This window comes from Caulobacter sp. P4_E5, assembly GCF_056401555.1.
Window position 1 is genome coordinate 1 of sequence record NZ_JBFUJD010000121.1, and the last position, 11,651, is coordinate 11,651.

Here is an 11,651-nt window from a genome sequence, read left to right on the forward strand (position 1 = left end):
TCCCCGGACCGTCCGAGTATCCCCCTCGGACCTTCACCGCTCGATCGCCCCCCGCCGCCGCAATCGGTCGCTGGCCATGCGCCCTTTCCTCGCGACGAGGTGAAGAGACTGTACGGCAGGTTTTGAGGGGGAGGATGAGAAGGGCTGAACGCCCGTGCCTCACCCACCAGCGTCACGCTCCAAAACCCTCGTCATCCCGGGCGGCGAAGCCGACCCGGGACCCAGGGGCAACCGCACCGCGCCGGCCCCTGGGTCCCGGCTCTCCGCTTCGCTGCGGCCGGGATGACGAGGAATTTTGCGCTTGGCGGTGTAACCTCTCACCCTCCCACGCCTGCGGCGCGGGCCCCTCCCTCTCTCAAAGAGAGAGGGATTCTATTCCCGCGCCCCGACGGGCATTCCACCCTTAGAGCGGAATGTTGTCGTGCTTCTTCCAGGGGTTGGACAGTTCCTTGCCCTTCAGGCTCTTCAGCCCCCGCACGATCCGGCGGCGGGTGCCGTGGGGCATGATCACGTCGTCGATATAGCCGCGCGAAGCGGCCACGAACGGGTTGGCGAAGGCGTTCTTGTACTCGGCCTCGCGGGCGGCCAGGGCCTCGGGGTCCTTGGCCTCCTGGCGGAAGATGATCTCCACCGCCCCCTTGGCGCCCATCACCGCGATCTCGGCGGTCGGCCAGGCGTAGTTGAGGTCGCCGCGCAGGTGCTTGGAGCTCATCACGTCATAGGCCCCGCCATAGGCCTTGCGGGTGATGACCGTGATCTTCGGCGCCGTGGCCTCGGCATAGGCGAACAGCAGCTTGGCGCCATGCTTGATCAGGCCGCCGTACTCCTGCTTGGTGCCCGGCATGAAGCCCGGGACGTCGACCAGGGTGATGATCGGGATGTTGAAGGCGTCGCAGAAGCGCACGAAGCGAGCGGCTTTGCGCGAGCTGTCGATGTCCAGCACTCCGGCCAGCACCTGCGGCTGGTTGGCGACGATGCCGACGCTTGTCCCGTCCATCCGCGCGAAGCCGCAGACGATGTTCTTGGCCCACTCGCTGGAGATCTCGAAGAAGTCGGCCTCGTCGACGATCTTCAGGATCAGCTCCTTCATGTCGTAGGGCTTGGTCGGGTCGGACGGGATCAGGGTGTCGAGGCTGGCCTCCTCGCGATAGGGCTCGTCGAAGCTCTGGCGCTCGGGGGCGGCCTCGCGGTTGGACGAGGGCAGGAAGTCGACCAGCCGGCGCACCTGGGTCAGGGCCTCCAGGTCGTTGTCGAACGCGCCCTCGGCGACACCCGACTTGGCCGCGTGGACTCGCGCGCCGCCCAGCTCCTCGGCGGTGACCACCTCGTTGGTGACGGTCCTGACCACGTCGGGCCCGGTCACGAACATGTAGCTGGTGTCCTTCACCATGAAGATGAAGTCGGTCATGGCGGGGCTATAGACGTCGCCGCCGGCGCAAGGGCCCATGATCACGCTGATCTGCGGCACCACGCCCGAGGCCATGACGTTCTCGAGGAAGATGTCGGCATAGCCGGCCAGGCTGTCGACGCCCTCCTGGATGCGCGCGCCGCCGGCGTCGAACAGACCGATGATCGGCGCCCCGACCTTCATGGCCTGGCGCTGGACCTTGACGATCTTGGCCGCGTGGGCGCCCGACAGGCTGCCGCCGAACACCGTGAAATCCTTGGAGAAGACGTAGACGACCTTGCCGTTGATCGTGCCCCAGCCGGTGACCACGCCGTCGCCGGGGATCTTCTGATCCTGCATGCCGAAGTCGGCGCTCCGGTGCTCGACGAACATGTCGAACTCCTCGAACGAGCCCTCGTCGAGCAGCAGGTCGATCCGCTCGCGGGCGGTCAGCTTGCCCTTGGCGTGCTGGGCCGCGACCCGCTTTTCGCCGCCGCCGGCCTTGGCCTGTTCGCGACGACGGTCGAGTTCCTCGAGAATGTGCTGCACGCGCGTACTCCCCTGCCCGGATCTTGGTCTGGCGGCTGTCCCACCTTATGAACCCAGCCGTAGCGAGGCCAGAGGCGGGGCGCAAGACGGACCTTGCGGCAGCGCAGCATGGGCGGCGGACGGAGCAAATTCATCCTTTGCTCCCCAAACATCTGTCATCCCGGCCAAGCGCGCAGCGCGCCGAGCCGGGACCGCCGGAAGCTCCGAGCCTGTTGCGGTCCCGGGTCTTCGCTGCGCTACGCCCGGGATGACAGGATCTAGCTACCGCAGCGCGGCGAACCAGCGGTCGATCATCGCCGCCTCGACCGCCAGGAACGCGGCTCGGGCCGTGGCCTCGGCGTCCTGGCCCCACTGCTCGGCCTGGAACGCCTCCTCCAGCCGCGACAGGTCCAGGGCCCGCTGGCCGGTCAGGCGTCCCGCCCGCACGGCCAGGGCCAGCACGGTCGAGCCGAACAGGCCAGCGGCGAACGCCACGCCGGCCAGGGTGAAGTCGTCCAGGGTCAAGGCCAGGGCCTCGACCGCCGCCAGCGTCGCGGGCGGCTGGGGCTGGTGGATGATCCCGGCCACCGGCGTGAAGGCCAGGCCATGCTCGGCCTTGGCCCAGTCGAGGATCGCGCCCCACTCGCGGTCCTGGCGTTCGACCAGCGGCGTCGGGTGCTCGGCGCGGTAGCAGAGGTGGTCGGAAGACGCGTAGGCGGTGACCTCCCGGGCCACCTCGGCGCGGGTCTCGCCGATGCGGTCGATGGCCGTGAAGGCCAGGCGCGAGGCCGGCATCAGGCTGTTGTCGATATAGTCGACTTGAGCGTCCCACTCGGCGGCGATCATCTCGGCCAGGGCCTTGGTCGGCACGACTAGCGGCTTCCTGGCCGGCGACTTGGGCGTGCGGCCGTCCAGCTGGACCGCGAAGCCGCCCTCTACCGGCGCGGCGGCGGCGGCCTTGTAGAAGCGCTTGGGTTTCAGCAGCAGTTCGGACTTGTCGGACACGGTCGAAGCTCATTTTCGCGAGGTCGCGACGGACTCCGTCACGACAGGCGTTGAATGGGTGATGTCGCGTGTTCGCGCAAGGGAGAGCCCCGCTTGAGCTTACCGTCCAAGGACATGATGGCCGCCATCGCCGTCACCCGCTTCGGCCTGGGCGCCCGCCCCGGCGAGATCGAGACCGCCAAGGCCGATCCGCAAGGCTTCCTGACCGCCCAGATCCGCCGCGAAGGCGCCGACGTCCCGCAGGACGGCGGCGAGACCTCGGCCGTTCGCTACGGACAGATGCGCGACTACCAGTCGCAACGGCAAATGGAGCGCCAGAAGAAGGACGGCGAGGCGGGCGACAAGCCCAACCTCCAGATGGCCAAGGACGCCCAGCGGGACCTGCGCGATAAGGTCAATGGCGACTTCCTGGCCCGCGCCCAACTAGGGGCGAGCACCCCGGCCGCCTTCCGCGAACGCTGGGCGTTGTTCTGGGCCAACCACTTTACGGTCTCGGCCACCAAGCAGATCACCTCGGTGCTGATCGGCCCGTTCGAGCGCGAGGCGATCCGGCCCTATGTGTTCGGCGGCTTCGAGAACCTGCTGGTCGCCTCGTCCACCCATCCGGCCATGCTGACCTATCTGGACCAGGCCCAGTCGATCGGCCCCAACAGCCGGGCGGCCACCTATGTCGGGCGGCGCAAGGGCGGCAAGGCGGGGCTGAACGAGAACCTTGCCCGCGAGATCCTGGAGCTGCACACGGTCGGCGTCGACGCCGGCTATACCCAGGCCGACGTCACCGAGTTCGCTCGCGCCCTGACCGGCTTCTCGCTGGGCCGCGATCAGGAGGACCGGGCCGGCCAGTTCGTGTTCCGCGACAACGCCCACGAGCCGGGCGCGCGTACGATCATGGGCCGCCACTATGGCGACCAGGACATCAAGCAGGGCCTGTCGGTGCTGAAGGACCTGGCCGCCGATCCCCACACGGCCCGCCATATCTGCGGCAAGATCGCCCGTCACTTCGTCTCGGACACGCCGCCGGCCTCGCTGACCGAACGGCTGGAGAAGCGCTGGATCGCCACCGGCGGCGACCTGGCCGCCGTCGCCAAGACCCTGGTCGAGAGCCCCGAGGCCTGGGACCCGACGCCGGCCAAGTTCAAGACGCCCTACGAATACACCCTGTCGACCTGGCGGCTGATCGGGGCCGAGCCGTCGATGATCGAACGCCTGGCGCCGATCCTGACGGGTCTCGGCCAAAAGCCGTTTTCCGCCCCCTCCCCCAAGGGCTGGGCCGAGGACGCCCAGACCTGGGCCTCGCCCGATGGCCTGGTCAAGCGGATGCAGTGGGCCCAGGGCTTCGCCGCCGTGGTCGCTGATCGCACCGACCCCAACGCCCTGGCCGTCTCGGCCCTGGGCGCGCGCCTGACACAACCCGTCGCCAAGGCCGTCTCGCGAGCCGAGACCCGCCGCGAAGCCTTCGCCCTTCTCGTGATGAGCCCGGAGTTCCTACGCCGATGACCATCCACCAACCTCCCTCCTCCATGGGGCGCCGCTCGTTCCTGGGCCTGGCCGCCGGCCTCGGGATCTCCGTCAACTTTCTGGGCGCCCAGGCCTTCGCGGCCTCGGAGGGCGGCCTCGCCAAGAAGAAGCTGGTCGTCGTCATCTGCCGGGGCGGCATGGACGGCCTGTCGGTGTCGCCGCCGGTCGGCGATCAGAACTATGCGGGCCTGCGCGGCTCGATCGCCATGACGCCTGACCAGGTGCTGAAGCTGGACGACACGTTCGGCCTGCACCCGCAGCTGGACACCGTCCACAAGCTGGCCCTGAAGGGCGAGGCCCGGATCGCCCCGGCCATCGCCAGCCCCGACCGCGCCCGCTCGCACTTCGAGGCCCAGGACGTGCTGGAGACCGGCGCCGCCCACGTCTACGGGACCGAGACCGGCTGGCTGAACCGCACGCTGGAGGCGCTCGCCCCGGTCCGCAAGGTCGAGGGGCTGTCGGTCGGGACCACCGCGCCGCTGATCCTGCGCGGCAAGGTCCAGGCCGCCAGCTGGTCGCCGGGCAAGGGCGTCGACGAGACCGCCCGCCTGCCGACCCTGCTGCAGGACCTCTACAGGAACGATCCGATGCTGGGCCCGGCCTTCGCCCGCGGCCTGGAGACCGAGACCATGGCCCAGCAGGCCATGACCGCCATGGCGCCGAGCCCGGCGATGAACCTCGCCGCCGCCTCGACGCCGTCGATGGCCCCGCCCACGCCCGCCTCGGCCACTATGGCCAATGACCGCCAGAACCGCGCTGGCGGCGAGGCGGCCCGTAAGCTGGGCGCGACCCTGGGCGGCTTCATGATCCAGGCCGGCGGGCCACAGATCGCGGCGATCTCGCTGGACGGTTTCGACACCCACGCGGGCCAGGTCGGCCAGATCGCCACCCGCCTCTCGTATCTGGACGCGGTGCTGGACGGCCTGCACACGGGCCTCGGCGCGGAGTGGAAGAACACCGTGGTGATCGCCGTCACCGAGTTCGGCCGCACCGCTCGGGTCAACGGCACCGGCGGCACCGACCACGGCACGGCCTCGACCGGTCTGATCCTCGGCGGCGCCCTGAAGCGCGGCGGCATCGTCGGCGACTGGCCGGGCTTGGCCACGAGCGCTCTCTTCGAGAACCGCGACACCGCCCCGACCCTCGACATGCGCGGCCTGTTCAAGGGCGTGCTGGCCGAGCACATGGGCGTCGACCGCGCGGCGCTGGAGAGCAAGGTGTTCCCGGACAGCGTCGGGGCGAAACCGGTCAACGGATTGGTTTGAAAGCAAAAACAGGTGTCATCCCGGCCGCAGCGAAGCGGAGAGCCGGGACCCAGGGGCCAACGCAGTGCGGCTGCCCCTGGGTCCCGGGTCGGCTTCGCCGCCCGGGATGACACCCTATTTTTTTGGCCGAAACCTACCGCCGCTTGATCTGGCGCCGCGCGAACGGTTCGGCTTCCGCCTCGTCTTCCGAGAAGCCGAACTTGCGGAAGCCTTCCTTCATTTCGGGGCTCAGCGGGGCCTCGATGTGCAGCATGCCGGCCGACGGGTGCGGCAGCAGGATCGAGCGGGCGTGCAGCTGCAGCTTCAGGCCTTCCGACAGCGGCGCGGACTTTTCGTCGCCGTACTTGGGATCGCCCAGGATCGGGTGACCCATGGCCTTCATGTGGGCGCGCAGCTGGTGGGTGCGGCCGGTATGCGGACGCAGGGCCATCCAGGTGACGCGCGGTCCAGCGCGGCTGATGGTGACGAATTCGGTCTCGGCCGGCTGGGCGTCCGGATCCTTGGGCTGGGCGGGCACGACGATCTCGCGGTCGCCGACCCCGCGCTTGGCCAGGTGCAGCTCCATCACGCCCTCGGTCGGGTGCGGATTGCCGGCCACGATCGCCCAGTAGGTCTTCTGCGCCTTGCGCTTGGCGAAGGCGCCCGACAGGCGCGCGGCGGCCGACGGCGTCTTGCCCAGCAGCAGCACGCCCGAGGTGTCGCGGTCCAGGCGGTGGACCAGCTTGGGCCGGTTGACGCCCTCGCCCCAGGCGCTGAGCAGCTTGTCGACGTGGTGGACGGTCTTGGTCCCGCCCTGCACGGCCAGGCCGGCGGGCTTGTTCAGGGCCAGGACTTCCTCGTCCTCGTACAGAACCAGCGACTTGGCGTAGGCGATGTCGCGCGGCGTCAGCTTGTTCTTGTCGGCCGGATCGGGCGCGTCGGGCAGCGGCGGCACGCGGATCTGGCTGCCAGCCGCCAGCTTGGTGTCGGCCTTGGCGCGCGAGCCGTCGACCCGGACCTGGCCCGAGCGGAACAGCTTGTTCAGCTGGATATGGTTCAGGTGCGGCCAGCGTCGCTTGAACCAGCGATCGAGGCGGACCCCGTCCTCGCCGGAGTCGACGTACAGGGTGCGAACTTCCTTGGTGCTCATGCGAAAACCKTGCGGGCGACCAGAAGGCCCGCGAACAGGGCCGCCACGGACAGAAGCACGCTGGCGGCGGTATAGGAGAAAGCCGGAATGTAGTCGCGCTTCTGGATCATCAGCGCGGTCTCCAGCGAGAACGACGAAAAGGTGGTGAAGCCGCCCAGCGCGCCGACACCCAGCAGCACGCGCCAGTGTTCGCTGGACGCGCTGCCGCGATGGGCCAGCCAAGAGGCCAGGCAGCCCATCAGGAAGCCGCCGACGATGTTGACGGTGAAGGTGCCGTACGGCCAGCCGGGTCCCATGACCCGCATGGCCCCCATGCCGACCAGGTAGCGGGCGACCGAGCCGACGGCTCCGCCAGCGGCCACCAGAAGCAGCTTGTTCATGAACGCCTTATGCGCCGAGCAGGCGCTTACGCCAAGCACCCACCGGAGTTCCCTTATTTTTCCCCGGTTTCTTTAAAGGTAAACGCGTTCGTAAACCCTGTTTCTACACCAGCGATTAGGCGCGTGCGCTGCAATCTTCGGGGGTATCAACAGCACCAGACCCCATGCCCTTCGACACCCACACATCAGACGCGACAGAACGCGTGGCCCTGCCGGCCCCGGTGCTTCAGCGCCTGACGGGTAACGACCTGGTGGCGCGCGGCTCCGTCAACGTCATCAGCATCAAGGCCATCCGGGCCTGGGCCGGTGAATGGTGGAGCCAGAAGCGCGGCGACATCTGGACCTATGTCGAGCTGAAGCTGAACGAGCACCTGGACCGCCAGGACATGCGCGCCCGCATCTCGGACAGCGAATTCCTGATCGCCATGAACAACGATCAAGGCCTGGCCGCTCAGGCGACCAGCATCCGGATTCTCGAGGACGTGCTGACCCACCTGCTGGGCGCGGCCTCGCCGATGGATCTGGGGATCCGCGCGGTGATCGGCGTCGAAAGCGGCCAAGCCGTCTGCAGAAAGATCGACCCCGCCGTCGTCCTGGCTGCTCGCGCCCGCCGCGACTCCGCCCGCTCGCCCGTGCGGATCGATGTCGATCCCGGCGACGAGTCCCGCCGCACCCCGGTGGCCTTCACCACCGCCGGCGGCGCGGCCCTGCGTGTGGACTTCACGCTGGAACACGTCGTCAGCCTGCGCCGCAACGTCACCACCGCCGTCCGCATCGAGCCGATGGTCACCCACCTGGCCAGCGGCCGGCAGGCCTCGGCCCGCGCCCTGACCAAGCTGTCGGACCGTGACGTCGCCTTCATCGACGAGTCGACCCTGAAGTACGCGGCGGTCTTCGCCCGCTCGGCCCAAGGCCCGAACACGCCCGAACTGATCCTGCCCGCCTCGTTCCGCACCCTGGGCACCCAGCGCGGCCGTGACCTGCTGACCGGCACGGCCGGCCTGTCGCTGGGCCTGCTGCGCGGCGGCGTCATGATCGAGCTGGTCGACGTCACCCGCGGCACCCCCGCCGGCCGCCTGCTGGAGGTCGTCGGCCTGCTGCGCGCCCTCACCCGCGGCGTCATCGCTCGCGTGCCGCCGGACAAGGAAGCCCTGCGCGTGCTGCGCGACGCCCGCTTGGCCGGCCTGACCCTGGACGCCTCGGACCTGTCGGGCGAGGCTGGCAAGATCGCCATGGAAATGATGGCCTTCGGTCGCGACGCCCGCGGCCTGGCGCCGATGACCATCCTGCAGGGCCTGCCGCAGGAAGGCTATTTCGCCGCCGCCGAGACGGCTGGCCTCACCCACGCCTCGCTGCGCGCCAACTATCCGCTGGCCAGGCAAGCGGCGGCCTAAGGCTCCGCTTTTTTCGTGGACGGCCGAAGGCCTCGCTATGCCTTCTAGCCTCACGGCGGCGTCACCGGTTCCGCCGAGGCGCGGCGCGCCCCGGCGTCCGACCTATCCTAGAAATCGAACCTCAGGCCGACCCGGAAGGTGCGGCCGTTGGTGTCGTAGAGGCTGCGGTTGGTTTGCGGATAGCCGACCGTGTTCTCGGCCCCCAGGTTGCCCGGGTTGCCGACCAGGACCGGATCCTTGTTGAACAGGTTCCTGATCGAGACGAAGGCTTCACCCGCCGTGTGGGCGACCTCGAACTTGTAGGTCGTCGACAGGTCGAGGTAGAGCGCGCCCTTAACGCTGTTGTCGTTGATCGTGTAGTACGGCGCGACGCTGGCCGGGCACGCGCTCTGGCACTCGGTGTAGGCGTTGCTGACCACGCCGTCGCTGACGCCGCGGGCCGTCAGGTTGAAGGCCCAGTTGTCGAGATTGTAGTTGGCGCTCAGGCGGTAGACCCAGTCGGGCGTGCTGCCGGTGTTGGCCCCGGCCAGGTCGATATGGGTCACGCCGTCGTCGGTGACGTTCTCGATATAGTGGGTGAACATCCCGCGCAGGGCGAGCTGGCCGGCGCCCCACGAGACGACGTCGCTCAGGTCGGTCCGATATGAGACTTCGACGTCCAGCCCCTTGGCCGTCATCTTGTTGAGGTTGGCGTAATACAGGTCGATCGTGCTCAGCACGCCATTGTTGAACTTCAGATTGCTGCAGTACGTGGTGACCTTCTGGATGTAGCAGTAGTCTGTCACCTGCTGGGCGGTGACGAAGCTGATCACCCCTTTGACCTGGATGTCGTAGTAGTCGATCGAGGCCTGCACGCCGGGCAGGAAGCGCGGCGACACCACCACGCCCACGCCATAGCCGTCCGCGACCTCGGGCTTGGCGTTGGGGTTACCCTGCAGGTTCTGGACGAAGGGGGTCGAGACGCCGTTGATGTTCACCGAGTTGCTGCGCGCGGTGCCGGCGTCATAGAGCTCGCTCATGTTGGCGGCCCGGATGTCGCGCGAGGCTGACCCGCGGAACTTGATGTCAGGGATCGGCGCGTAGGTGACGCCGGCCTTCCAGGTCTTCACCGTGCCCGAGGTGCTGTAGTCGGTGATACGGGCCGCGCCGTTGAAGTCAGCGCCCTTGAACAGCGGCACTACGGCTTCGGCATAGGCTTCGACGACGTCGTACTTGCCGCTGGTGGCGCGGAAGTTGCCGTACTTCCAACCGCTGCTCTGGTACTGCGCCTCGACAAAGCCGCTCATCTTCTCCTTGCGGTATTCCGCGCCGGTCGCCAGCGAGATCGGCCCCGCCCAGCCCTGGATGTCGTTGGTGCGGAGGTTGAAGGCCGCGACATCCTGGGTGAAGGCCTGGTCGCGATAGGGCGTGCCTAGCACATAGGCCAGGGCCGCCTTGCTGGCCACGCCTTGGCCGAAACGGTTCAGCGGCACGCAGCCGTTGGTCGGATCGGTGATCGTCGAGCGGCAAACGATCTGGCCATTGCTGAGCACCGCGTCCGTCGCCAGGGCCAGGCGCGCATTGTTCCAGGTGGGCGTCAGCTGCTCGTGGGTCTTGGTCTTGCCGTGCTGGTAGTAGGCGTCCCAGTCGATCCCCAGGCCAAAGACGCTGAAGTCACCCTTGCCGCCCACGACGTAGCGCTCGGTCTCGCGCTCCATGGCGCTGCCCGAGGCCGGCATGTCGATATTGCCCGTGCCCATGGTGAAGGAGCTCAGGCCCAGGCTGGTCATCTGGCTTTTCACCGAAGCCGGCAGATAGGCGTTGTCCGAGCGGATGACGACGCCGGTCTGGGTCGGCGCGATATAGTAGCTGAGCCCCTCGTACTTGGCGTAGGACGCCTGGCCGAAGACCTCGACATGGGGGGTCAGCTCATAGCTGACGCGCCCGAAATAGCTGCTGCGGTCCTCGTCCGGGATCAGGGTGTTGGTGCCCTCGATGCCGGAGGACGAATAGTCCCAGTCGCCGCCCACCATCCATTGGCCCGACACCGCGCCATAGGCCAGCTGATTGACTGAACTGTTGACGCCGAAATAGGTCCCCTTCAGGGGGCCGGCGGTGATCAGTCCGCCTGGCGTATAGGTCGAGATGCCGACGTGGTTGCCGACGATGTAGTACGGCGCGCTCGCCGAGGTGTCGGGATTGCGGATCGCGAAATAGCCGGTCCGGTTCCAGTCGCGGTCGATCGTGTGGACGCCCTCCTGGTGGAACCACTCGGCGCTGGCCAGCACATGGCCCTTGCCCTCGGCGAAGCCGCCGCCCGCCGTGAGATTGTATTTCCAGTTCTCGCCGTCGCCATAGGTCGTCTCGCCGTATTCCACGGACGACTTGATGCCGGTGTAGTCCTTGTCGAGGATGAAGTTGACCACCCCGCCGATGGCGTCGGAGCCGTAGGCCGACGAGGCGCCGCCCGTCACCACCTCGACGCGTGAGATCAGCGACTGCGGGAAGGTGTTGGTGTCGACCTGCCCCGTCGACGCCGAGACCACCGAGCGCTGGCCGTCGAACAGCACGAGCGTCCGGCCGGTGCCCAGCGAGCGCAGGTTCAGCGCGCTGATGCCCGCCGCGCCGTTGCTGAGCGCGCCAGAGGAATTGGCCGYCGTCGAGCTGCCCGCCACCGACGGCAACGTATTGACGAAGTCGGCGATGTTGGCGGGCGCGGACGCCTTGATTTCTTCTGTTCCCAGGACGTTGACGGGCGTCGGCGAGTCGAACCCGTCGCGAGCGACGCGCGAGCCGGTGACGATGACGGCTTCGACCAGCTCCGCGGCCGGCGCGTCGGCCTGAGCGGCGGCGACCTGCGCGAAGGCCGCATGTCCTGACGCCAGGAGCGCCGCGACGCTGGCGGTCGCCAAAGCATAGCGACGCGCGCCGACCACTGGTGAGGTAATGCTCCCGAACTTCATTCTATCCCCCTTCAAAGTTTGATAAGCGATCGAAGTGACTATCAGCGAAGTCGAAGTGATAATTCCGGTCGATAGAGAGACATGGCTTTGCAATACTCGCCGA

Annotated in this window: 9 protein-coding genes and 1 pseudogene; 4 read left to right on the plus strand and 6 right to left on the minus strand. The window is 68.1% G+C overall.

What is annotated here, in order from left to right:
- Positions 1-101, plus strand: a pseudogene (locus tag AC1DSO_RS23490) (hypothetical protein); the annotation flags it as partial.
- Positions 102-159: 58 nt separating this feature from the next.
- Here AC1DSO_RS23490 and AC1DSO_RS23495 read toward each other — a convergent pair.
- The 3 genes from AC1DSO_RS23495 to AC1DSO_RS23505 all read right to left on the minus strand — a co-directional run bounded on the left by AC1DSO_RS23495 (position 160) and on the right by AC1DSO_RS23505 (position 2,920).
- Positions 160-321: a hypothetical protein gene (locus AC1DSO_RS23495; protein WP_477071111.1), complete on the minus strand. Its 162-nt coding sequence runs from the start codon at positions 319-321 to the stop codon at positions 160-162.
- Between the two features lie 82 nt (positions 322-403).
- Positions 404-1,936 (minus strand): acyl-CoA carboxylase subunit beta, encoded by a 1,533-nt coding sequence (locus AC1DSO_RS23500; RefSeq protein WP_477071112.1) that lies wholly within the window; start codon positions 1,934-1,936, stop codon positions 404-406.
- Between the two features lie 261 nt (positions 1,937-2,197).
- Positions 2,198-2,920 (minus strand): ATP12 family chaperone protein, encoded by a 723-nt coding sequence (locus tag AC1DSO_RS23505; RefSeq protein WP_477071113.1) that lies wholly within the window; start codon positions 2,918-2,920, stop codon positions 2,198-2,200.
- A gap of 54 nt (positions 2,921-2,974) precedes the next feature.
- On the opposite strand from AC1DSO_RS23505, the gene AC1DSO_RS23510 reads away from it, so the two are divergent.
- Both AC1DSO_RS23510 and AC1DSO_RS23515 read left to right on the plus strand, forming a co-directional pair.
- On the plus strand, positions 2,975-4,417 hold the full coding sequence (locus AC1DSO_RS23510) for a DUF1800 domain-containing protein (protein ID WP_477071114.1): 1,443 nt from the start codon (positions 2,975-2,977) through the stop codon (positions 4,415-4,417).
- Positions 4,418-4,440: 23 nt separating this feature from the next.
- The gene (locus AC1DSO_RS23515; protein ID WP_477071119.1) at positions 4,441-5,703 is read left to right on the plus strand and encodes a DUF1501 domain-containing protein; all 1,263 of its coding nucleotides are present in this window, start codon (positions 4,441-4,443) and stop codon (positions 5,701-5,703) included.
- A 133-nt stretch (positions 5,704-5,836) separates the two neighbouring features.
- Here AC1DSO_RS23515 and AC1DSO_RS23520 read toward each other — a convergent pair whose 3' ends face one another.
- Both AC1DSO_RS23520 and crcB read right to left on the minus strand, forming a co-directional pair.
- Entirely contained in the window at positions 5,837-6,832 is a 996-nt protein-coding gene (locus AC1DSO_RS23520; RefSeq protein ID WP_477071115.1) for an RluA family pseudouridine synthase, read from the minus strand.
- The gene (crcB, locus tag AC1DSO_RS23525) at positions 6,829-7,212 is read right to left on the minus strand and encodes a fluoride efflux transporter CrcB (RefSeq protein ID WP_477071116.1); all 384 of its coding nucleotides are present in this window, start codon (positions 7,210-7,212) and stop codon (positions 6,829-6,831) included. The genes AC1DSO_RS23520 and crcB overlap by 4 nt, the downstream gene beginning before the upstream one ends.
- Positions 7,213-7,376: 164 nt before the next feature.
- On the opposite strand from crcB, the gene AC1DSO_RS23530 reads away from it, so the two are divergent.
- Positions 7,377-8,606: a hypothetical protein gene (locus AC1DSO_RS23530; protein WP_477071117.1), complete on the plus strand. Its 1,230-nt coding sequence runs from the start codon at positions 7,377-7,379 to the stop codon at positions 8,604-8,606.
- Between the two features lie 107 nt (positions 8,607-8,713).
- On the opposite strand, the gene AC1DSO_RS23535 is transcribed toward AC1DSO_RS23530, so the two are convergent.
- Positions 8,714-11,548 carry a TonB-dependent receptor plug domain-containing protein gene (locus AC1DSO_RS23535; RefSeq protein WP_477071118.1) on the minus strand — a complete coding sequence of 945 codons (2,835 nt, stop codon included), beginning with the start codon at positions 11,546-11,548 and terminating at the stop codon, positions 8,714-8,716.
- Between the last annotated feature and the right edge of the window lie 103 nt (positions 11,549-11,651).